The 21129-nt window shown below is 67.2% G+C and carries 20 protein-coding genes and 1 pseudogene; 18 read left to right on the top strand and 3 right to left on the bottom strand.

Going from position 1 to position 21129, the window contains the following annotated elements; translation table 11 throughout:
• The first annotated feature begins 6 nt into the window (after positions 1–6).
• The 8 genes from pyrE (at position 7) to ACREPD_RS15160 (ending at position 9529) form a co-directional block, all read left to right on the top strand.
• Positions 7–666, top strand: a complete 660-nt coding sequence (pyrE, locus tag ACREPD_RS15195) for an orotate phosphoribosyltransferase (protein ID WP_421569934.1) — start codon at positions 7–9, stop codon at positions 664–666.
• 15 nt (positions 667–681) lie between these two features.
• The gene (locus tag ACREPD_RS15190; RefSeq protein ID WP_431600097.1) at positions 682–1350 is read left to right on the top strand and encodes a hypothetical protein; all 669 of its coding nucleotides are present in this window, start codon (positions 682–684) and stop codon (positions 1348–1350) included.
• 238 nt (positions 1351–1588) lie between these two features.
• The gene (locus ACREPD_RS15185) at positions 1589–1681 is read left to right on the top strand and encodes a potassium-transporting ATPase subunit F (protein WP_313347417.1); all 93 of its coding nucleotides are present in this window, start codon (positions 1589–1591) and stop codon (positions 1679–1681) included.
• A 12-nt stretch (positions 1682–1693) separates the two neighbouring features.
• The gene (gene kdpA, locus ACREPD_RS15180) at positions 1694–3406 is read left to right on the top strand and encodes a potassium-transporting ATPase subunit KdpA (RefSeq protein ID WP_431600096.1); all 1713 of its coding nucleotides are present in this window, start codon (positions 1694–1696) and stop codon (positions 3404–3406) included.
• An 11-nt stretch (positions 3407–3417) separates the two neighbouring features.
• Positions 3418–5469 carry a potassium-transporting ATPase subunit KdpB gene (kdpB, locus tag ACREPD_RS15175; RefSeq protein ID WP_431600095.1) on the top strand — a complete coding sequence of 684 codons (2052 nt, stop codon included), beginning with the start codon at positions 3418–3420 and terminating at the stop codon, positions 5467–5469.
• Complete coding sequence (gene kdpC / locus ACREPD_RS15170) at positions 5466–6131, top strand: potassium-transporting ATPase subunit KdpC (protein ID WP_431600094.1); 666 nt, start codon at positions 5466–5468, stop codon at positions 6129–6131. The genes kdpB and kdpC overlap by 4 nt, the downstream gene beginning before the upstream one ends.
• A 37-nt stretch (positions 6132–6168) precedes the next feature.
• Positions 6169–8829: an ATP-binding protein gene (locus ACREPD_RS15165; protein ID WP_431600093.1), complete on the top strand. Its 2661-nt coding sequence runs from the start codon at positions 6169–6171 to the stop codon at positions 8827–8829.
• A complete protein-coding gene (locus tag ACREPD_RS15160) occupies positions 8810–9529 on the top strand; it encodes a response regulator transcription factor (RefSeq protein ID WP_431600092.1) in 720 nt (239 codons plus the stop codon). Before ACREPD_RS15165 ends, ACREPD_RS15160 begins: the two co-directional genes overlap by 20 nt.
• 219 nt (positions 9530–9748) lie before the next feature.
• Here the strand turns inward: ACREPD_RS15160 and ACREPD_RS15155 are convergent, their stop codons facing one another.
• The 3 genes from ACREPD_RS15155 to coaBC are packed head-to-tail and all read right to left on the bottom strand — an operon-like array spanning position 9749 to position 13827.
• Positions 9749–12088 carry a phosphomannomutase/phosphoglucomutase gene (locus tag ACREPD_RS15155; protein ID WP_431600091.1) on the bottom strand — a complete coding sequence of 780 codons (2340 nt, stop codon included), beginning with the start codon at positions 12086–12088 and terminating at the stop codon, positions 9749–9751.
• A gap of 12 nt (positions 12089–12100) precedes the next feature.
• Positions 12101–12574, bottom strand: a complete 474-nt coding sequence (dut, locus tag ACREPD_RS15150) for a dUTP diphosphatase (RefSeq protein WP_421569941.1) — start codon at positions 12572–12574, stop codon at positions 12101–12103.
• Positions 12571–13827, bottom strand: a complete 1257-nt coding sequence (coaBC, locus tag ACREPD_RS15145; protein ID WP_431600090.1) for a bifunctional phosphopantothenoylcysteine decarboxylase/phosphopantothenate--cysteine ligase CoaBC — start codon at positions 13825–13827, stop codon at positions 12571–12573. The genes dut and coaBC overlap by 4 nt, the downstream gene beginning before the upstream one ends.
• A gap of 252 nt (positions 13828–14079) precedes the next feature.
• Between coaBC and ACREPD_RS15140 the strand changes: the two genes are divergently transcribed.
• From ACREPD_RS15140 to ACREPD_RS15095, 10 genes and pseudogenes are all read left to right on the top strand, one after another.
• On the top strand, positions 14080–14967 hold the full coding sequence (locus tag ACREPD_RS15140) for an aspartyl protease family protein (RefSeq protein ID WP_431600089.1): 888 nt from the start codon (positions 14080–14082) through the stop codon (positions 14965–14967).
• A gap of 269 nt (positions 14968–15236) precedes the next feature.
• A complete protein-coding gene (locus ACREPD_RS15135) occupies positions 15237–15575 on the top strand; it encodes a hypothetical protein (RefSeq protein WP_431600088.1) in 339 nt (112 codons plus the stop codon).
• Positions 15576–15581: 6 nt separating this feature from the next.
• A complete protein-coding gene (locus ACREPD_RS15130; protein WP_431600087.1) occupies positions 15582–16292 on the top strand; it encodes a hypothetical protein in 711 nt (236 codons plus the stop codon).
• 318 nt (positions 16293–16610) lie between these two features.
• Positions 16611–16937, top strand: a complete 327-nt coding sequence (locus ACREPD_RS15125) for a hypothetical protein (protein WP_431600086.1) — start codon at positions 16611–16613, stop codon at positions 16935–16937.
• Positions 16934–17059 (top strand): hypothetical protein, encoded by a 126-nt coding sequence (locus ACREPD_RS15120; RefSeq protein WP_421569946.1) that lies wholly within the window; start codon positions 16934–16936, stop codon positions 17057–17059. Before ACREPD_RS15125 ends, ACREPD_RS15120 begins: the two co-directional genes overlap by 4 nt.
• Before the next feature lie 111 nt (positions 17060–17170).
• Positions 17171–17443 (top strand): hypothetical protein, encoded by a 273-nt coding sequence (locus ACREPD_RS15115; RefSeq protein ID WP_431600085.1) that lies wholly within the window; start codon positions 17171–17173, stop codon positions 17441–17443.
• Positions 17440–17991, top strand: coding sequence for an NIF family HAD-type phosphatase (locus ACREPD_RS15110; RefSeq protein WP_431600084.1), 552 nt, complete (start codon positions 17440–17442; stop codon positions 17989–17991). The genes ACREPD_RS15115 and ACREPD_RS15110 overlap by 4 nt, the downstream gene beginning before the upstream one ends.
• Positions 17992–18095: 104 nt before the next feature.
• Positions 18096–18794: a RadC family protein gene (gene radC, locus ACREPD_RS15105; RefSeq protein WP_431600083.1), complete on the top strand. Its 699-nt coding sequence runs from the start codon at positions 18096–18098 to the stop codon at positions 18792–18794.
• 149 nt (positions 18795–18943) lie between these two features.
• Complete coding sequence (gene argS / locus ACREPD_RS15100) at positions 18944–20632, top strand: arginine--tRNA ligase (protein WP_431600082.1); 1689 nt, start codon at positions 18944–18946, stop codon at positions 20630–20632.
• Positions 20633–20650: 18 nt separating this feature from the next.
• Positions 20651–21129, top strand: a pseudogene (locus tag ACREPD_RS15095) (SPOR domain-containing protein); the annotation flags it as partial.

Here is a 21129-nt window from a genome sequence, read left to right as displayed (position 1 = left end):
CGTTAGATGAGCGACCACCGTTACCGTTTCCTGCAGCTGGCCCTGACCGCAGATGCGCTGCGTTTCGGCCAGTTCACCCTCAAGTCGGGCCGGCTGAGCCCGTACTTCTTCAATGCCGGCCGTTTCGACTCCGGCGCCCGCATGGCCCAGCTGGCGGCCTGCTACGCCGACGCAGTGGAAGCCACGGGGCTGAAATTCGACGTCGTGTTCGGCCCGGCCTACAAGGGCATCCCGCTGGCCACCGCGACCGCCTGTGAATTCGCCCAGCGCGGCCGCGACCTGCCGCTGTCGTTCAACCGCAAGGAAGCCAAGGCCCACGGCGAAGGCGGCAACCTGATTGGCGCGGACATGAATGGCAAGCGCGTGCTGATCGTGGACGATGTGATCACCGCCGGTACCGCGATCCGCGAGGCCCTGGGAATCATCAAGGAGGCCGGCGGCACCCCCGCGGGCATCGTGGTGGCCCTGGACCGGCAGGAGATCGCCTCGGAAGAAGACCGCCGTTCGGCCGCCCAGGCCGTGGCCGAGGAAGCCGGTATTCCGGTGGTCGCCGTGGCCACCTTGGGCGACCTGCTTGATTTTGCCTCCGGAAATCCGGAACTTGTCGGGTACCGGCAGCCGCTGGAGGACTATCGTTCCCGTTACGGCAGCCGTCCTACGCGTTGAGAGCAGGGGGCTCCCATGTCCAGGATCGTCACGTTCACCATCATCGGCCTGTTGCTGGCCGCGCCCTTGCTCACGGCCCAGGCCCAGAGCAAGCGCAGCAGCACCGACCCGAAACCGAAGAAGCTGTTCTGCTGGAACGAGGGCAAGGAGCGCATCTGCAGCGACGCCCTGCCCCAGGAGGCGGTGAACAACGCGCGTGAGGAGTTCAGCGTCAACAGCGGCCTGCGCCGCGGTGGCGTGGAGCGCACCCTGACCGAGGACGAGCGCGCCGATGCCGCCGTGGCCGCCGCCCAGCTCCAGCTGGACAAGGCCGCCGAGGAAACCCGGCAGCGGACCGAACAGGCGATGCTCTCGACCTACGAGGACGAGAACGACCTGCGCCGGGTGTTCGTCGAGCGCACCGGGATCCTGGACAACAACGTGCAGACCGCCAACTACAACGTGGCGAGCCTGCGCGGCGCGCTGGTGACCCTGCTGGGCAGCGCCGGCGACCGCGAACTGGCCGGCCAGCCGGTGGCCCCCAAGCAGGCGGAGAGCATCCAGCAGCGGCACACCGAGCTGCTGGCCCAGCAGCGCATGCAGGCCTCGTACGTGCAGCAGCGCAAGGCGCTGGATGTGGAGATCGAAGAAACCCTGCAGCGCTACCGGTTGTTGAAGGGCATTACCACCGACCCACGCGGCTGACCGCAGATCCGGATCCCAAAGGGTGTACCGACCAACGTCGGTACGCCCTTTTTTTATGCTCTTTTTACGCCGCACGCCGCTGACGGGCGTGGAGCGTTTACGCCGGTGAGGACCACCATGAACGCCTGACGTGGAGTGGTTCCACCTGGACGTCCCATGAGCCTGACCCTGTTTGCTGTCCGTGCCGCCGCCGCCCTGCGTGCGGTGCCTTCCCTTCCCCGCTGCTGAGATCACGACCATGCCTGCCTGGCTTTCCCTGGTGTGCGGCGTGCTGGTGCTCGTCGCCGCGGCCTACCTGCTGTACGTCGTGCTTCGGCCCGAAACCTTCTGACCGGAGCCGACCATGACCGAGATCCTGTTGATCCTGCTGGCCAGCATCGTGCTGGCCTTTCCGCTTGGGCTGTACCTGGCCCGGGTGATGCGCGGTGGCCCGATGCGCGGCGACGCGCTGTTCCGCTGGATTGAAACCCCGCTGTACCGCGTACTGGGCGTGGACCCGGCGCGCGGCATGAGCTGGCGGGGCTATGTCGCCGCGTTCCTGCTGAGCAACGTGGTCATTGCCGTGCTGGTACAGACGGTGCTGATGACCCAGGCCTGGCTGCCGTTCAATCCCGACCAGATCCCCAACATGCGCTGGGACACGGCGCTGCACACGATGGTGTCGTTCCTGACCAACACCAACCAGCAGCACTACTCCGGCCAGGCCCAGCTCTCCTACTTCTCGCAGATGACCGCGATCACCGGCCTGCAGGTGGTCACCCCGATGATGGGGCTGGCGCTGGTGGTGGCCACGTTGCGCGCCCTGTTCGGCAAGGCGCCCGAAGGCGACACCAGCGCCAGCGAACTGCCGGCCGACCGCCGCATCGACGTGGGCAACTACTACGCCGACGTGGTGCGTGCCTGCGTCCGCTTCATGCTGCCGTTGTGCCTGCTGTGGGCGGTGCTGTTGACCAGCCAGGGCGTGCCTTCGACGCTGGCCGGCGGCCCGGTGGCCACGCCGATTGACGCCGCCGCGGGCATGGAAACGCAGAAACTGCCGCTCGGTCCGGTCGCGGCGATGGTGGCGGCCAAACAGCTGGGCACCAACGGCGGTGGCTGGTATGGCCCCAACAGCAGCATGCCGCTGGAAAACCCGACCCCGCTGTCGAACGCGCTGGAGCTGATCGGCATCCTGCTGATCCCGATCGCGGTGGTGTTCATGCTGGGCGCCTTCACCGGGCGAAAGCGGCTGGCCGCGTTGGTATTCGGCTGCATGCTGGCGATGTCCAGCGTGTCGATCGCCGCCACGGTATGGCTGGAAGGCCATTCGGCCACGGCCGCCAGTCCGCTGCTGATGGAAGGCAAGGAAGTGCGCTTCGGCGCCGACGGCACCGGCCTGTGGGCGGCGATCACCACCCAGGTGTCGAACGGTTCGGTCAACGGCATGCACGACTCGCTGAGCCCGCTGGCCGGTGCGGTGCCGATGATCAACATGCTGGTCAACGCCATCTGGGGCGGCATCGGCTGCGGCCTGCAGCAGTTCCTCGTGTACCTGCTGCTGGGCGTGTTCCTGGCCGGGCTGATGACCGGCCGCACCCCGGAGCTGCTGGGCCGCAAGTTGGAAACCCCGCAGATTCGCCTGCTGGCATTGCTGGTGCTGCTGCAGCCGATCACCATCCTGGCGTTCACCGCGATCACGCTGGCCATTCCGTCGATCACCGGCACCTCCAATCCCGGTTTCCACGGCGTCAGCCAAGTGTTCTACGAGTATGTGTCGGCGTTTGCCAACAACGGCTCCGGTTTCGAAGGCCTGGGCGACGCCACGGTGTGGTGGAACCTGAGCTGCACGCTGGTGCTACTGCTGGGCCGCTACCCGGTGCTGGTGATACCGCTGATTGTCTGCGCACAGCTGGCCGCCAAGCGGCGTGCGCCCGAATCGGCCGGCACGCTGCAGATTGAAACCCCGACGTTCGCGCTGACCCTGATCGCGCTGATCGCCATCCTGACCGTATTGCAGTTCATGCCGGCGCTGGTGCTGGGCCCGGTTGCCGACCACCTGTCGCTGACGCTGCGCTGAGACGTGAAACCATGAGTACCTATCCCTTGAATGCAGCTTCTTCCCGCCGCCCGCGCCTGCTCGATGCAGCCGGCCTGCGCCGGGCATTGCGCGATGCGGTGATCAAACTCTCGCCACGCCACCTGGTGCACAGCCCGGTGATGGCGGTGGTGATGGCCGGCACCGCGGTCAGCCTGCTGGTGACGCTGAGCGGCAACGCGCCGCTGGGCTTCGGCCTGGCCGTGACCGCGATCCTGCTGCTGACGGTGTTGTTCGGCAATTTCGCCGAAGCGGTGGCCGAGGCGCGTGGCCGTGGCCAGGCCGCGTCGCTGCGCCGGGCCCGCCAGGACCTGAGCGCACGCCGCCTGGCCGCCGCGCACCCCGGTGCCAGTGAGACCCGGGTGCCGGCGGCGGAGCTGCGCCCCGGTGACCACGTCATCGTCAGCGCCGGCGAGCTGATTCCGGCCGACGGCGAGATCGTGCAGGGCCTGGCCACCATCAACGAAGCGGCGGTGACCGGTGAATCGGCTCCGGTGCTGCGCGAGGCCGGCACCGACCGCAGCGGCGTGATCGGCGGCACCAAGGTGCTGTCGGACCAGATCATCGTGAAGATCACCGCCGAACCGGGGCACAGCTTCCTGGACCGCATGATCGCGCTGGTGGAAGGCGCCAACCGGCAGAAGACGCCGAATGAAGTAGCACTGACCCTGCTGCTGGCGGCGATGACGCTGACCTTCCTGGTGGTGGTGGCCACGCTGCCGGCGATCGGTGCGTTCGTCGGGGTGAAGGTGGACCCCCTGCTGCTGATCGCGCTGCTGGTGTGCCTGATTCCCACCACCATCGGCGGGCTGCTGCCTGCCATCGGCATCGCCGGCATGAACCGTGCGCTGGCCGCCAACATCCTCGCCAAGTCCGGCAAGGCAGTGGAAGTGGCCGGCGACGTGGACGTGCTGCTGCTCGACAAGACCGGCACCATCACCCACGGCGACCGCCAGGCGACCCACTTCCACGCGCTGGCCGGCATCGATGCAGCCCAGCTGCGCGAGGCGGCACTGCTGTCGTCGCTGGCCGACCCGACGCCGGAAGGCAAATCCGTGGTGCGGCTGGCCCGCGAACAGGGCTGCAGTACGGCCGAGCCCGAACGTGCGGAGTACCTGGCCTTCAGCGCGCAGACCCGCATGTCCGGCGTGGACCTGGACGGCGGCCGGCGCATCCGCAAGGGTGCCGCCGATTCGATCACCGCGTATGTGCGCGAACTGGGCGGCACGGTGCCGGCCGAGCTGGCCGGGCGGGTGGAACAGGTGGCACGCAATGGCGCCACGCCGCTGGTGGTGTGCGAAGGACGCTACGTGCTGGGTGTGATCGAGCTGAGCGATGTGGTCAAGCACGGCATGCGCGAGAAGTTCGCGCAGCTGCGCGCGATGGGCATCCGCACGGTGATGATCACCGGCGACAACCCGCTGACCGCCGCCGCCATCGCGGCCGAGGCTGGCGTGGACGACTACATCGCCGAGGCCCGCCCGGAAGACAAGCTGGCCCGCATCCGCGCCGAACAGGCCGGTGGCCGGCTGGTGGCGATGGTGGGCGACGGTACCAACGACGCGCCCGCATTGGCCCAGGCCGACATCGGGCTGGCCATGAACTCGGGCACGCAGGCGGCCAAGGAAGCCGGCAACATGGTGGACCTGGATTCGGACCCGACCAAGCTGCTGGCCGTGGTGGAAGTGGGCAAGCAGCAGCTGATCACGCGTGGTGCGCTGACCACCTTCTCGCTGGCCAATGACGTCTCCAAGTACTTCGCGATCCTGCCGGCGCTGTTCGCCGCCACGCTGCCGGCGATGGCCAGCTTGAACGTGATGCAGCTGTCCAGCCCGCGCAATGCGGTGCTGGCCGCGCTGATCTTCAACGCACTGGTGATTCCGGCGCTGATTCCGCTGGCGCTGCGCGGGGTGCGCTTCCGCCCGGCCACGGCCACGGCGCTGCTGCGCCGGAACATGCTGGTGTACGGCCTGGGCGGCGTGCTGCTGCCGTTTGCGGCCATCAAGTTGATCGACCTCCTTCTTGTCTCGGTATTTGGCGCATGAACCGCTCCGCTGCTGCTCCGCTGTCCCGCCCGGCGCGTACGCGCGCCGCCCTTGCCAACGCGCTCCAGCACGACGGCGCGCTGCGCCCGGCCATCGGCCTTGGCGTGGTCAGCCTGCTCGGGCTGGGCCTGGCCTACGCGGTGGCCACCACCGGCATTTCCGCCGCGCTGTTCCCTGCCCCGGCCGAGGGCAGCCTGCTGGTGCACGACGGCCAGGTGCGCGGCTCGCGCCTGATCGCGCAGCCGTTCGTCGGTGACGGCTACTTCCAGGCGCGACCGTCGGCCGCCAATTACGACCCGATGGCCGCCGCCGGCAGCAACCTGGCGCGCAGCAACCCTGCCCTGCAGCAGCGCGTGGACGAAGCCACCCACGCGGTAGCCGTTCGCGAAGGCATTGCCGTGGCGCAGGTGCCCGGTGACCTGGTGACCCAGTCCGGCGCGGGCATGGACCCGGAGATTTCACCCGCTGCGGCCGCCGTGCAGGTGGCACGCGTGGCGCGCAGCCGTGGGCTGGACAGCGACCAGGTGCAGGCGCTGGTGCAGGCGCATACGCAGGGGCCGCAATGGGGGGTGTTCGGGCAGCCACGGGTGAACGTGATGACGTTGAACATGGCGTTGGATGCTGCGAAGCCCGGCGGGGCCGCACCAGGCGTGACGCCTTGATGCGGCGCAGGCACGTTTGCGCGCACACTCTGCACCCATGACCGATTCCCGTACCCGGCAGGCCGACGCGCTGGTGGAACGCCTGCAGCGCGAGGCCGGCGGCAAGCTCACCGTGTTCCTGGGCGCCGCCCCCGGCGTGGGCAAGACCTACAGCATGCTCGGCCGCGCGCACGAGCAGCTGCGCCGTGGCGTTGACGTGGTGGTGGGGCTGGTGGAAACCCACGGCCGTGCCGAGACCACGGCGCTGCTGGAGGGGCTGCCGCAGGTGCCGCTGCGGCAGTGCGAGTACCAGCACCATGAACTGCTGGAAATGGACCTGGACGCGGTGCTGGCACGCCGCCCGGCGCTGGTGCTGGTGGACGAACTGGCCCACCGCAACGTGCCGGGCAGCCGCCACGAGCGGCGCTGGCAGGACGTGATGGAGCTGCTGGATGCGGGCATCGACGTCTGGACCACGATCAACATCCAGCATCTGGAAAGCCTCAACGACGTGGTGATGCGCATCACCGGGGTGCGGGTCAGCGAGACCGTGCCCGATGCAGTGCTGGACCGCCTGCACGACATCGTGCTGGTGGACCTGCCGCCGCGCGAGCTGATCGAACGCCTGCAGCAGGGCAAGGTGTACGTGCCCGAGCAGGCCGCGCAGGCGCTGCAGGCGTTCTTCTCGCCGGCCAACCTCACCGCCCTGCGCGAGCTGGCCATGCAGGAGGCCGCCGACCGCGTGGACACCAGCCTGCGCGAGACCCGCGCCGCGCGCGGCGAAGGCAACCTGCCGCTGCGCCGCCGGGTGCTGGTGGCCATCGACGGCGGCGGGCAGAGCGAGTACCTGGTGCGGGTGGGCCGGCGTATCGCCGAGCGGCGTGACGCGCCGTGGACGGTGGTAACCGTGCAGCGCCGGCGCGAGGACGACAGCACCCGCCGCGAGATCGACGCGGTGTTTGCGTTGGCACGGCGGCTGGGTGGCGAGGCCGAGCTGCTGCACGGCACCAGCATCGCCGATGCACTGCTCGACCACGCCGCGCACAACAGTGTCTCTACCGTCGTGCTGGGCCGCACCCGCGAGCGCCCGTTCGCGCGCATGCTCAACCGCACGCTCACCCAGCAGCTGATCCAGCGCGGGGCGCATCTTGAGATCACCATCATCGGCACCCCGCAGGCACGCGCCCGTGCGCGCCGCCATGGGTTGTCGATGCCTACGCTGAGCACCGGCAGGGACACCGCGTTGGCGCTGGGTGCCACCGCACTGGCCTGCCTGGTGGCACTGGTGGCCGAGCGCTGGGTGGGGCTGTACGACCTGTCCATGGTGTTCATCGTGGCGGTGGTGATGGTGGCCGCGCGCAGCCGCACCAGCGCGGCGGTGATTGCTGCGGCGCTGTGTTTCCTGGCCTACAACTTCTTCTTCATCGCCCCCCGCTTCACTTTCGCGATCAGCGCGCGCCAGGGCGTCATCACCGTCTTCCTGTTCCTGGCGGCCGCATTGGTGGCCGGCCGCCTGGCCTCGCGCCTGCGCATGCAGGTAATGGCGCTGCGCGCGGCCAACCGGCATGCCAATGCGCGCCAGGTGCTGGGCGGGCAGTTGACCCGTGCGGCCAGCAACGAACAGGTGGCGCAGGCCGGCCGCCAGGCGCTGGAGCAGGCGCTGGACGCACCGGCCTGGCTGCGCATCGGCGCGGACACCAGCACCAGCGGCAGCGCGGCCCCCGGCGACACCGACCTGGCCGCTGCCGACTGGGCGCACCGCCACGGGCAGCCCAGCGGCCGCTTCACCGACACCCTGGCCGGCGCGGAGTGGTGGTTCCTGCCGCTGCTGGATGGCGACGACCGCGCGATTGGTGTTGCCGGCATGCGGTTCGCGCGCAACGTGGCGCGGCTGGCCCCGGAACAGCGCCAGCTGGCCGAGGCCATGGTGGATGACATCGCGCAGGCGGCACTGCGCACGCGGCTGGTGGCCGACCTGGAGAAGGCACACGTGAGCAACGAGACCGAGCGCCTGCGTTCGGCGTTGCTGTCCTCGGTGTCGCATGACCTGCGCTCGCCGCTGGCGGCGATGATCGGTTCGGCAGACAGCCTGTCCAGCTATGCCGACGCGATGGATGCGCGCGACCGCCGCGCCCTGCTCGATACCATTTTGGTGGAAGGCGAGCGGCTGGACCGCTATATCCAGAACCTGTTGGACATGACCCGGCTCGGGCACGAAGGGCTGCAGATCAACCGCGACTGGATCGGGGTGGACGAGCTGGTGGGGTCGGCCGCGCGTCGACTGCAGCGCTACCAGCCGGAGGTGAAGCTGCAGCTGGACATTCCCAGCACGCTGGCCCCGATCTGGGTGCACCCGGCGCTGGTGGAACAGGCCGTGTTCAACGTGATGGAGAACGCCGCGAAGTTCTCCCCGCCCGGTGCGCCGGTGGAGGTGCAGGCACGCCTGGTCGAGGGCGAGCTGCGCATCGATGTGCTGGACGCCGGCCCGGGCATTCCCGACGACGAACGGGCGCGCATTTTCGACATGTTCTACAGCGTCGAGCGCGGCGACCGCGGCCGGCATGGCACCGGGCTGGGGCTGACCATCTGCCAGGGCATGATCGGCGCGCATGGCGGCAGCGTGCAGGCGCTGCCGGGACGGGATGGACGCGGTACCCTGATCCGCATCACGCTGCCGCTGCTGCAACCCCACCCCGCCGATGACCACGACGACACCTGACCCCTCCCAAGGCGTGCCCCCGGCGCGCGTGCTGGTGATCGACGATGAAGCGCAGATCCGCCGCTTCCTCGAGATCAGCCTGCGCGCGCAGGGCTACCGCGTGCTGCAGGCGGCCAACGGGCAGAGCGGGCTGGAGCAGCTGGTCAGCGAGGGTGCGGACCTGGTCATTCTGGATATCGGCCTGCCCGACATGGAAGGCCATCAGGTGCTGGCTGAGCTGCGCCAGTGGAGCCAGGTGCCGGTGATCATGCTGACCGTGCGCGCCAGCGAGACCGAGAAGGTGTTGGCCTTGGACAACGGTGCCAACGACTACGTGACCAAGCCGTTCGGCACGCAGGAGTTGATGGCGCGGGTGCGTGCGCTGCTGCGCTCGCGCACGGTGTCGGCCGACGGGGTGCTGCCGCACTTCGACGACGGCCACCTGCACATCGACCTGGTGCGCCGCGAGGTGCAGCTGGACGGCGTGCCGGTGGCGTTGACGCGCAAGGAATACGCGCTGTTGTCGCTGCTGCTGCGCAACGCCGGGCGGGTGGTGACCCAGCCGCAGATCCTGGCCGAGATCTGGGGGCCGACCCACCAGCACGACACGCATTACCTGCGCATCCTGGTGGGCAAGCTGCGCCACAAGCTGGGCGATTCGGCGCTGGATTCGCGCTACCTGTTCACCGAACCGGGTGTGGGATTGCGGTTCAAGGGGTGAAGCGCGACATCGCGTGATGCATGCACCGGTAGGGTCGGATCCCGATCGACCGCCGATAACGGTGATCGGCGCGGTGACGACGTGGATTCGATCGAAAAGCGATTTCGTCTGAAGGTCCTGCCAACAACGAACGTTGGCGGGTTCACGGCAGTCGATTGGGATGCGACCCTACCAGCGGCCCGTCACCTGCATGGTGACGGGACGTTGGTCGGTACGCCTTTAGAAGCCCAGTTCCACACCCGGCAGCAACGGCTGCAACTGCTCGCGGAACAGCGTCTTGATCCGCGCCATCGCGGCCTCGTCGTTGCCTTCGAAACGCAGCACCAGCACCGGGGTGGTGTTGGACGCGCGCAGCAGGCCCCAGCCGTCCGGGAAGTCCGCGCGCAGGCCGTCGATGGTGGACAGGCGCGCGCCGGCGAACGGCGACTCTTCCGCCTGCGCAGAAGACACGAACAACGACACCAGCGCATGCGGCGTGCCCGATTCCACCGGCACCTTCAGTTCCGGGGTGGAAATGCTGTCGGGCAGTTCCTCGAACACTTCCGACGGGGTCTCCTCACGCTGGGCGAGGATTTCCAGCAGGCGCGACGCCGCGTACAGGCCGTCGTCGAACCCGAACCAGCGCTCCTTGAAGAAGAAGTGGCCACTCATTTCACCGGCCAGTTCCGCGTCGGTCTCGCGCATCTTGGCCTTGATCAGCGAATGCCCGGTCTTCCACATCATCGGGCTGCCGCCGTTGCGCAGCACGTAGTCGGACAGCTTGCCGCTGCACTTCACGTCGTAGATCACCAGCGCACCCGGGTTGCGCATCAGCACGTCGGCTGCGAACAGCATCAACAGGCGGTCGGCATAGATGATCTTGCCTTCGCGGGTGACCACGCCCAGGCGGTCGCCATCGCCATCGAAGGCCAGGCCGATATCGGCGTCGAAGCGCTTTACGGTCTGGATCAGGTCTTCCAGGTTGTGCGGGTCGCTCGGATCCGGGTGGTGGTTGGGGAAGGTTCCATCCACGTCGCAGTACAGCGGAATGACCTCGGCGCCGATGGCCTCCAGCAGCGGCTGGGCCAGTTCGCCGGCCACGCCGTTGCCGGCATCGGCCACCACCTTGAGCGGGCGGTCCAGCTGCACGTCGTCGGCAATGCGCTGGATGTAGTCCGCATTGATGTCGCGCTGCTGCAGGCTGCCGGGTTCGGCGGCCACATGCAGCTGGCCGTCGCGGATGCGCTGGTACAGCTCGGTGATGGCGTCGCCAGACAGCGTTTCTCCACCCACCACGATCTTGAAGCCGTTGTAGTCCGGCGGGTTGTGGCTGCCGGTCACCGCCACGCAGCTGCCCGCGCGGAGGTGATAGCTGGCGAAGTACACCACCGGGGTGGGCGCCAGGCCGATATCGATGACGTCGCAGCCGGCACGGCGCAGGCCTTCGATCAGGCTGGCGCTCAGTTCCGGACCGGACAGGCGGCCATCGCGGCCCACCACGATGTCACGCAGGCCCTGCACCTGCAGGACCGAGCCGATGGCCTGGCCGATCAGCACCGCTACCTGCGGGGTGAGCTCGCGGCCGATCACGCCGCGGATGTCGTAGGCGCGGAAGATGCCTTCCGGCACGTCGTTGCCTTCGCCCGGCGGCAGCGGCGGCGGGGTGGTGCCGGTGGCGGCGGGCGCGGTTTCCAGCACCGGCTCCAGCACCAGGCTTTCGCGCAGGGTGGGGCCTTCTTCGCCCTCGCTGGCGGCAGCCCGGCGGCGCGGCAGCTTCACGCGGCCCTTGCCGAACTGCAGCATGCCGGCAACGGCCAGCAGCAGCACCGCGACGATGAGGCAGGAAATGGCGCCCATGCCCAGCGGGCCGGGGTCGATGTCCGGCACGGCGGCCGCCAGGCGCAGGCCGCTCTTGCCGATCGGGCGGGCCAGGCCCTCTGCCCCTTCGGACAACGCGCTGTCGCCCTGCTCCACGATGTTGTGGCCGCCCTGGCGCAGGGCCAGGTAGCCGTCGGACGGCACCCGCACCTGGTCGAAGGTGCCGGTCAGGCGCAACAGCGGCTGGCGCACATAGATCACGGCAGGCCCCTGCGCGCCCAGCTGCACCGGTACGGCCAGGCCGAGACGCTGGCCGCCGGCATCACGAACCACGCGGGTTGCAACGGTATCGCCGGCGATGGCGGCTTCCAGCAGGGCCAGGCGCGAATAGCCGAAGGCCTTCGGGTCGGCGTAGGCCTCGCTCAGGCCAGTGGTAAGCACCTGCACCTCTTCGGTGCCGGGCCAGCCTTCACGGACGGCCAGCGCGGTGGCATCGGCGTCGCCGGCGGCCAGCGCGGCAGTGACCCGCTCGCTCTTCACCAGCGTGCGCAGCTGCGTACTCTGGCTGGTAAGCGCGGCCTGCACGCCGTCCACGATCTGGTCGCGCGACTGTTCCAGCGCCTGCCCCACCGAGGCCTGCCGCCACTGCCGCACGCCGCTCCAGGCAAACCACACCGCCAGCAGGGTCAACGCCCCCACCAGCAACAGCCCATTACGCTTGCTTGTCAGTCGCGGCTGCCCTTCCGCCGTTGCCTTGCTCATTGAAGCCCCCTGTCAGCGCACCCCGGTATGGCCGAATCCACCCGTTCCCCTGGCGCTGTCGGTGAAAGTATCCACTACCTGCAGGCCCACGCGTGCAATTGGTAGTACAACCAACTGTGCAATACGGTCGCCCGGCTGCAGCGTGAAGGCCTCGCGGCCGCGGTTCCAGGCGCTGATCAGCAGCGGGCCCTGGTAGTCGGCATCAATCAGGCCGGTGCCGTTGCCCAGCACGATGCCGTGGCGGTGGCCCAAGCCGGAGCGCGGCAACACCACCGCGCACAGGTTCGGGTCGGCGATGTGGATGGCGATGCCGCTGGGAATCAACGCCGTGTCCCCCGGTTGCAGGGTCAACTCGGTCTCCAGCGCCGCGCGCAGGTCAAGCCCGGCGCTGGCTTCGGTGGCATAGGCCGGCAGCGGCCAGCTGTCGCCGAAACGGGGATCGAGCAGCTTCACCTGCAGCGACTGCAGGGACGGGGCTTGGGTCATGCGTGCAACCTCTGGGCAATCAGGGACAACAGTTGTTTGGCCAGCAGCGCCTTGGTGGTGCCGGGGAACACCTGTTCCCCGCCCTGCCAGTAGGCGGTAGCTGCATTCTCATCGCTTTCGAAGCCGCCGTTTGTGATGCCCACCTGATTGGCGATCACCAGATCCAGCCGCTTGTCGACCAGCTTGCCACGCGCGTATTTCTCCACGTCGTGGGTTTCAGCGGCAAAACCGACCACCAGCTTCAGCGACTGGGTCTGGGTGGCCACTTCGGCCAGGATGTCGGGGGTGCGCACCAGTTCCAGCGTGAGGGTCTGGGTGCCGGCAGTCTTCTTGAGCTTCTGCGGGGCCACCTGGCGCGGGGTGTAATCGGACACCGCCGCCGCGCCTATATAGATGTCGGCCGGCAGCGCATCCAGCACGGCGCTGCGCATCTGCGCGGCCGAGCGCACGTCCACCCGCTGCACCCCGGCCGGCGTGGCCAGGTGCACCGGGCCACTGACCAGCACCACCTGCGCGCCTTGGCGCACGGCGGCCGCGGCCAACGCATAGCCCATCTTGCCGCTGCTGCGGTTGCCCACGTAGCGGACCGGGTCCAGGTCTTCATAGGTGGGACCGGCGCTGATGACCACGCGCAGCCCCTTCAGTTCCTGCTCGGCGGCGGGCACGGCCGACGGCGCCTGCAGGGCCGCTAGGGCGGCCACGATGGCATGTGGCTCGGTCAGCCGGCCGGGGCCGGACTCACCTTCGGCCAGCGGGCCGTCTTCCGGGCCGATCACCTGGGCGCCGCGCTGGCGCAGCAGGCCGATGTTGGCCTGGGTGGCCGGGTGCAGCCACATGCGGTGGTTCATGGCCGGGCACACGGTGAGCGGCGCGGTGGTGGCCAGGCACAGGGTGGTGACCAGATCGTCGGCATGGCCATTGGCCAACCGCGCCAGCAGGTCGGCCGTGGCCGGGGCCACGATGACCCGGTCGGCCCAGCGGGCCAGCTCGATGTGGCCCATGGCCTGCTCGGCCGCGCTGTCCCACAGGGTGGTGCGGGTGGGCTGGCCGGACAGCGCCTGGAAGCTGAGCGGGGTGACGAACTGCTGGGCCCCGGCGGTCATGGCGACCTGCACCTGGGCCCCGGCGTCGCGCAGGCGGCGCACCAGCTCCAACGACTTGTAGGCCGCGATGCCGCCACCCACGCACAACAACAGCTTCTGGCCTGCCAGCGGGCGCACCTGCGCCGGGGAAGCCTGGGGGGAGTCAGCCACCTGCGAATTTCCTGTCGAACCGAGGCGATTAGCTTACCCGATGGGCTGTGCGGGGCTGATGCCTCAGGGGCATAAGGAGGAGGTTTTTGGTCATGAAGCCGGGCTGGGAAGGGACCCCGCGCTGTCGTTTCACCCTGGCCTGCCGGGGTTCCATCGGCGGCTGTGGTGATTCGTCGCAGGGCGGATGCAGGCGGGAGGGGGATCAGCCCAGTATGGCGCTGACCGAATCCATCCAGCCGCAAGGACCGCGCCATGACTTCTGTACTCCCCGGATTATTCTCCGCCTCGCTACTGCTGATGGCGTCGGCAGCGGCCGCCCCGCCGCCTGTGCCGGGCGATGCCTGCGGGCTTGCCCACCAGGCGCTGACCGACACGCTGGTTCAGATACCTTTCGAGAGCGTCGACGGACGCATCTATGTGCAGGCGCGCGTCAACGGTCGGGATCCCTATCGGTTCGCCGTTGATACCGGCGCCAGCGGTATCGGGCGCGCCGACATGCGCCTGGTGTCGGCGCTCGGCCTGCCCCTGCACGGGGAGAGCAGCACCTCGGATGGCGTCTCCCAGGCCCAGGCAAATACGGTGCGGATCGAAGCGCTGCAGCTGGGTGAGCTGGTACATCGCGACGTGGACGTGATCGCCCGCGACTACAACGCGCGCAATGCGCCAGACGCTGCGTTCGACGGGATTCTCGCGCGCGATTTCTTTGCCGACGGCCTGCTGCGGATCGACTATCCGAGACGATTGCTCACGTTCACGCGGACGGAACAGCTGGCCGCCTCCTCAGCCAACGCGCTGCCCTATGCGCGCGCCTTCCGCATACCGGTATCGGTAGATGGGCACCCGTTGGTTGCCCAACTGGATACGGGGGCCAACGTCGGCCTTGTATTGCCGCAGGCGGTGTTCGAGCAAGTCTCCGACCAGCCCCTCGGCGAGTCGGTCCGCTCGCAGCTGACCAATGGGCAGCTGGAAAGCTGGCGCGCCGTAGTCAAAGGACCCATCCGGGTGGGACAAGTAAGCCATGCCGACATGGAGGTGCGCGTGTCAGCGAAGTATCCCGAGGTGCTGGTAGGCGCTCATGCACTGCAGGACGCGGTGGTGATGATCGACTCGCGCAGCCAGGTCGTGGCGGTATGCCGTTGATCGACAGGTCGCCCGGAGGGCGGCGTACCGCGGACTGTGCGGCATACCCTTCCGTCGGCGCCACGCTGGACGGAAGGACGCTCCCTCTGGGATGATCTCGCTGCAATCATGCGCACGGACAGCGGAGGTCGAGCGAAGACATGCAGTGCAACCAGCGAAGAATAGTGCCAGCCATATTGATAGCTGCGGCACTCGCGGTGGCGCCAACTGTTTCGTCAGCAGCGCCAGCGGACAACTCTGGAAGATCCGCGGCCATCGAGCTTTCATCCATGCTCAACAAGGTAGAGAGCGTATCCTTCTACTTCCTCTCGAGGACTGGAGAGTATTCATTCCGAGGGCAACGTTTCAAGGACGAATCCGCCGTTCGCATCCACCGCAGCTGCGGAGCAAACTGCCGGATGTTCATGAAAGCCGTCACTGAGCACCTGCAAGCGGCAACCGCCAGCAACTGCCTTCGTGGACAGCAGAACGTTCTTGTCGAGTTCGGGGGGCTGACGTCGATCACCTACAGTCATTCAGGCCGGATGATCGAGGTGAATGGAAAGTGCTATTTCAACCCGAAGGGCATCAACGACATCATCCAAAGCGAGTCTTTCATATTTGGCTGAGTGCCGGTGCAGCGCGACAATCCATCAGGGGAGGTCAAGATGTTTGGAATCTTCAAGAAGAAGAAGAATCAGCAGCATCCACGCAGCAACGACGACAATGGGTCCGCCCAGGGCATATCTGCGGCCGCGCTTGAAGATTTCTCCGAAGCCACCCTTGGCTCGATCTATCCCTACGTCGTGCCGGCAAGCTGGATCGAACATGTAACCCCCAATGCAGTCATCAGCTCACCGTTCTCCGACGACGTGCACATGGTGCTGGTGGTGGACTGCCACGGCGCGGTGCGTAACGTACGCCCTGAGGACCTGGCCTCGATTGGCTGCAGTCCGGAGGATGCCTTCACCATTGCGGCCGAGAACCTTGACGCTGCGTGGCGGGCCGGAAAGTTCGAATTCGGCATCGCCGCATTGCAGGATGGCGTGAAAATCGGTGGCGCCCGAGGAAGCTGGATGGCACCAGCGGGCGCACTTGTACTGGGAAATCTCTACCAAGCCATGGTGGAACACTTTGGCACGACCGAGTTTGCGGCCGTTGCGCTGAATCAGGAAACCTTGTTTGCCTTCCCAACGGATGCGGCCACGCTGGGCTCCTCGTCGCTACGCCAGGCGATCGAGGATGAGTTCCTGAATCACCACAAGCCCATCTCGCGCTCGTGGCTACTGCTAAACGGGGAGTGGCCGAGCGCGTTCGTCGGAAGCGATCAACCGAGCGCGCACTAGCCTGTGGAGTACGCCGAGCGCGATTGGTCGACGCCGGTGCGACCCACTCGACCTGGGCGAAGACTTCAACGCATCGGCTGTCGCTGACTACCCGCATAGCGATGCCAATTCAGACAGGGCTTGGTCCCGAGCGATCAACGCTTCGCAAAGTGAGACCGGCTATGCGACCTCATTCCACAGCCCGACCATAGAATTCGCTCCCTATAGGTCCAATGGCGAAACGAGGGGCGGGAGATGCAAACAGCTAGGACGAAATGGCTTGCATACACAGTCCTGGTCGGGTTGCTTCCGATCTTCTCCAGGTTCCTTGTCTGGCTCGTGACCAGGCAGGGAAGCATCGAGCCCTTTGCGCCACAGGATTTCATAGCATTTGGACTCATTCTCCATATCTCCAATATCAATGAGATCGAGCATCTGGTGGGCGCCGACAGGTCATGGAAAACAACCCAGAACGGCATGTCCGCATTTTTCATCGCCATTCATGGCGTCCTGTTCTGCTTGACCCTGATTGGAGGCGACGCGATCGATCAGCAGGCCATCATGTACTGCGTGGCCGCCATCGCCCTCACATCGCTTTCCATCAGCTACTCCTTGTTCAATCGGATCGCAAGAATTCATTTGACCCATCCGGAGCATGCTCAATGACAACCGCCCTCATTGTCGCCACCGTGGTGATCTCTCTCGCAGGCCTCGGGTTCGCCGCCTGGACGATGGTGCAGACGCACAAAGAGGTCGAGCGGCGGAAAGCACATTCGTCTGAAGAGTGATACGCGGAGGTTTGCCCCGGCGCCACACCTGGCCCCTTGGCAACCACCACGTTTGGCCTGACACTTCCGGATGTTCGATCTCCAGACCTGCGAACGACAAAGGACTGTTCAATGCTCGTTGACCGCTTGCGCCCGCTCATCCTGTTGATGGCATCCGCACTTCTGCTTTCCTCCTGCACACGCGAGGCAAGTCGGCTCGAAACCTCCTTTGTCAGCTCCTGCGCGGAAGGCGGCACCAGCGAGGCGCGATGCCAGTGCACGTACGATGCGATCCACAAGCACTACGGCGATGAGACGATGGCAGAGTTCAACAACGGGAACCCACCCGCTGACTTCGCCAACGTGCTGGGGACTTCAATGGCGCAATGCCTTGCCAAACAATGACCGCCAGAGATCTGAAACTCCTGGTCCTTGACCTCGACGAGACGCTGGTCTTCGCGAGTGAGCGCGAGCTTGACCGCCCTGCCGACCTCGGCGTTACCGGGTATCACGTCTACAAGCGCCCCCACCTCGATGCATTTCTGGACTTCGCCTTTTCGACGTTCAAGGTGGGCGTCTGGACCTCATCGGGACAGCTGTACGCAGAACCCCTGGTCGCCCAGCTGATGCCAGGCCGCGACGTGCAGTTCGTCTGGTCAGCGAAACGCTGCAGCACGGCCCGGGATTGGGAGACCGGCGGCTACTCCAGCCAGAAGCGACTGGCCAAGCTCAAGAAGCGCGGGTTCAAGCTGGAGCATGTGATCGGCATTGACGACACCCCCAGCAAGTACGCCCAGAACTATGGAAACCTGGTGCTGGTCCAGGAGTTCACCGGTGACAGGCATGACGACGAGTTGGCCCGGCTTCCGGCCTATCTGGAGCAACTCTCGGCAGAACCGAATATTCGCGCCGTGGAGAAGCGCAACTGGCGAGAGCGCTTGAAGGAGCTTTGATTGCTCCAACGGCGTGCGCTTGCACGCTCCGCGGGCTTTCTTCCTACGCGACAGAGCGACCCTTGCTTATGGGCACCGCCCGCGTTCGGGCCGACACTACCCCAATGGCAATCAAGCACTGGCTCGAACAGGACCGTCCCCGCGAGAAGCTGTTGGCACGCGGCCCGGGAGCGCTGGCCGATTCGGAGCTGCTGGCGATCTTCATCTGCAAAGGAGTGAAGGGGACCAACGCAATCGAAAGCGCGCGGAAGCTGCTTGAACTCCATGGCCCGTTGCGGCGCCTGATGGACATGGATGCCAACGCGCTCAAGGAGCTGCCCGCCCTTGGCCCCGCCAGCGCCTGCAAGATGGTTGCCGCGCTGGAGCTGGCCAGCCGCCATCTTCTGGCCCAGCTTGAGCGGGGCGAGAGCATGTGCGATCCAGGCACGGCCGGGCGCTACTTCAAGCAGCGGCTGCGCTCGCGACCGCAGGAAGTGTTCGCGGCACTGTTCCTGGACACCCGCAACCGGACGCTGGCCTACGAGGAGCTGTTCAGCGGCACCATCGATGCGGCCACGGTCTATCCCCGTGAGGTGGTCCGCCGTGCCCTGCTGCACAACGCGGCGGCGGTGATCGTCAGCCACAACCACCCGTCCGGCAATGCAGAGCCCTCGGCCGCCGATAGACAGATGACCGCCCAGCTCCAGCAGGCCCTGACCCTGGTCGGGGTGCGCCTGCTCGATCATGTGGTGGTGGGCGATGGCTTGCCGGTCTCCATGGCTGAACGGGGCTGGCTGAAGCCGAAATTGTCCTTCGACGACTGAATGGCCCGGTCAGGCGGGGGTGCCCGCCCGCAGGGCCCGGAGCGCCTGGCGGGCCGGCTTCCCACCCCGCTTGGGCGCGGTTCAATGGATCGGGGTGGCTTCTAGGCTAAAATTGCCGATTCCGCCGCTCCAGTCTTCAAGCAGGCCCTGTGAAAAATCTCCTCCGCGCCCTGATCAGCCAAGGCATCGAAGCCTTGCGCGCCAACGGCACTCTGCCGGCCGATACCCTGACCCCGGAATTCGTGGTGGAACGCCCGAAGACCCGTGAACACGGTGATTTCGCCACCAATGCCGCCATGCTGCTGGCCAAGCCGGCGCGCAGCAACCCGCGCGCCCTGGCCCAGGCGCTGCTGGACGCGCTGCCCAAGAGCGACGACGTGCTGCGCGTCGAGATCGCCGGCCCGGGCTTCATCAATTTCCACCTGGCCCCCAGCGCGTACCAGCGTGAAGCGGCCAGCGTGCTCAAGGAAGGCGCCGATTACGGCCACAACCTGGGCGGCAACGGCCGCACCGTGGGCGTGGAGTACGTGTCGGCCAACCCGACCGGCCCGCTGCACGTGGGCCACGGCCGCGCGGCGGCAATCGGCGACTGCCTGGCCCGCCTGCTGGAAGTGAACGGCTGGAACGCCAAGCGCGAGTTCTACTACAACGACGCCGGCGTGCAGATCGAAAACCTGGCCCTGTCCACCCAGGCGCGCGCCAAGGGCCTGAAGCCCGACGACGCCGGTTGGCCGGAAGCGGGTTACCGCGGCGACTACATCGAGGATGTGGCCAAGGCCTACCTGTCCGGCGCGACGGTGGAGCTGGAAGGCCATTCGGTGGTGGGCGAGCGCGACCCGGACAACCTGGACGCGATCCGCCGCTTCGCTGTTGCCTACCTGCGCAATGAGCAGAACCAGGACCTGGCCGCGTTCGGGGTGGATTTCGACATCTACTTCCTGGAAAGCTCGCTGTACAAGGATGGCAAGGTCGAAGAGACCGTGGCCCAGCTCAAGGCAGCCGGCCATACGTATGAGGAAGGCGGCGCGCTGTGGCTGCGCTCGACCGACTTCGGTGACGACAAGGACCGCGTGATGCGCAAGTCCGACGGCACCTACACCTACTTCCTGCCGGACGTGGCCTACCACCTGAGCAAGTGGCAGCGCGGCTACGAGCGCGCGATCACCGAGCTGGGCGCGGACCACCACGGTTCGCTGGCACGCGTGCGCGCCGGCCTGCAGGCGCTGGATGTGGGCATCCCGAAGGGCTGGCCGGAATACGTGCTGCACCAGATGGTGACGGTGATGCGCGGCGGCGAGGAAGTGAAGCTGTCCAAGCGTGCCGGCAGCTACCTGACCCTGCGCGACCTGATCGAGGAAGCCGGCCGCGATGCGACCCGCTGGTTCCTGATCGCGCGCAAGCCCGATTCGCAGCTGACGTTCGATATCGACCTGGCGCGCCAGCAGAGCAACGACAACCCGGTGTTCTACGTGCAGTACGCGCACGCCCGGGTGTGCAGCCTGCTGCGCCAGGGCCAGGAGAAGGGCCTGTCGTACACGCCGGCCGAAGGCCTGGCTGGCCTGTCCTCGCTCAGCGACGAGGCATCGCTGTGGTTGATGGTGGAAATGTCGCGCTTCCCGGAAGTGGTGGAAGCGGCCGGTCTTGCGCTGGAGCCGCACCTGATCGCGCAGTATCTGCGTGAATTGGCGCACGCCTTCCACACGTGGTATCACGGCACGCAGGTACTGGTGGCCGACGATGCGGAGCGCAATGCCAAGCTGGCGCTGGCCTGCGCCGCACGCCAGGTCCTGGCCAATGGTCTAAACGTCCTGGGCGTTTCCGCCCCGGAAAAAATGTAAGTTCTGGAGAAGCAGTAAATGGCAGCGCGACGCGGCAAAACCCAGGCACGACGCAACAGCAACCAGGGCACGCCGGGATGGGTGTGGCTGGTGGCCGGTGTGGCGATTGCGGCCGTGGTGTTCCTGGCGGCACCGAACCTGTTCAAGAACGATGGCGACGGCTTCCTGCGGGTAGGCCCGCAGCCGAACCCGAATGCGCAGCCGGCCCCGGTCAGCGACGCAGATACCGACGTGGGCGCAGAACTGCCCAAGCCGGGTGCGGCGGCCAAGCCTGCCGAACCGGCCAAGCCGGCCGCCACGCAGTACGACTTCTACACCCTGCTGCCCGGCAAGGAAGTGGAAATGTCCGATGCGGAGCTGGCCGCCAGCGCCCGCGCCGAAGACCAGCGCCGGGCCAAGGTGGAGGCGCAGCGCGCGCAGGCGGCACTGGAAGGTCGCCCGGTGCCCGCGGCGGCGGCGACGTCCACGTCGGTGGCTTCGACCGCACAGGTCAGCAC

The sequence above is a fragment of the Stenotrophomonas sp. genome, assembly GCF_050737075.1.
Lineage (GTDB): Bacteria > Pseudomonadota > Gammaproteobacteria > Xanthomonadales > Xanthomonadaceae > Stenotrophomonas.
This window is presented reverse-complemented; position numbering and strand designations above follow the sequence as displayed.

What these genes read in the sequence shown, in the direction of transcription:
- kdpC (WP_431600094.1), top strand. Translation starts at nt 5,466, where the DNA reads ATGAACCGCTCCGCTGCTGCTCCGCTGTCCCGCCCGGCGCGTACGCGC.
- radC (WP_431600083.1), top strand. Translation starts at nt 18,096, where the DNA reads ATGGCAATCAAGCACTGGCTCGAACAGGACCGTCCCCGCGAGAAGCTG.
- dut (WP_421569941.1), bottom strand. Translation starts at nt 12,574, where the DNA reads ATGACCCAAGCCCCGTCCCTGCAGTCGCTGCAGGTGAAGCTGCTCGAT.
- kdpA (WP_431600096.1), top strand. Translation starts at nt 1,694, where the DNA reads ATGACCGAGATCCTGTTGATCCTGCTGGCCAGCATCGTGCTGGCCTTT.
- ACREPD_RS15160 (WP_431600092.1), top strand. Translation starts at nt 8,810, where the DNA reads ATGACCACGACGACACCTGACCCCTCCCAAGGCGTGCCCCCGGCGCGC.
- ACREPD_RS15190 (WP_431600097.1), top strand. Translation starts at nt 682, where the DNA reads ATGTCCAGGATCGTCACGTTCACCATCATCGGCCTGTTGCTGGCCGCG.
- ACREPD_RS15185 (WP_313347417.1), top strand. Translation starts at nt 1,589, where the DNA reads ATGCCTGCCTGGCTTTCCCTGGTGTGCGGCGTGCTGGTGCTCGTCGCC.
- ACREPD_RS15155 (WP_431600091.1), bottom strand. Translation starts at nt 12,088, where the DNA reads ATGAGCAAGGCAACGGCGGAAGGGCAGCCGCGACTGACAAGCAAGCGT.
- ACREPD_RS15110 (WP_431600084.1), top strand. Translation starts at nt 17,440, where the DNA reads ATGACCGCCAGAGATCTGAAACTCCTGGTCCTTGACCTCGACGAGACG.
- pyrE (WP_421569934.1), top strand. Translation starts at nt 7, where the DNA reads ATGAGCGACCACCGTTACCGTTTCCTGCAGCTGGCCCTGACCGCAGAT.
- kdpB (WP_431600095.1), top strand. Translation starts at nt 3,418, where the DNA reads ATGAGTACCTATCCCTTGAATGCAGCTTCTTCCCGCCGCCCGCGCCTG.
- ACREPD_RS15135 (WP_431600088.1), top strand. Translation starts at nt 15,237, where the DNA reads ATGCTCAACAAGGTAGAGAGCGTATCCTTCTACTTCCTCTCGAGGACT.
- ACREPD_RS15165 (WP_431600093.1), top strand. Translation starts at nt 6,169, where the DNA reads ATGACCGATTCCCGTACCCGGCAGGCCGACGCGCTGGTGGAACGCCTG.
- ACREPD_RS15115 (WP_431600085.1), top strand. Translation starts at nt 17,171, where the DNA reads ATGCTCGTTGACCGCTTGCGCCCGCTCATCCTGTTGATGGCATCCGCA.
- ACREPD_RS15120 (WP_421569946.1), top strand. Translation starts at nt 16,934, where the DNA reads ATGACAACCGCCCTCATTGTCGCCACCGTGGTGATCTCTCTCGCAGGC.
- ACREPD_RS15140 (WP_431600089.1), top strand. Translation starts at nt 14,080, where the DNA reads ATGACTTCTGTACTCCCCGGATTATTCTCCGCCTCGCTACTGCTGATG.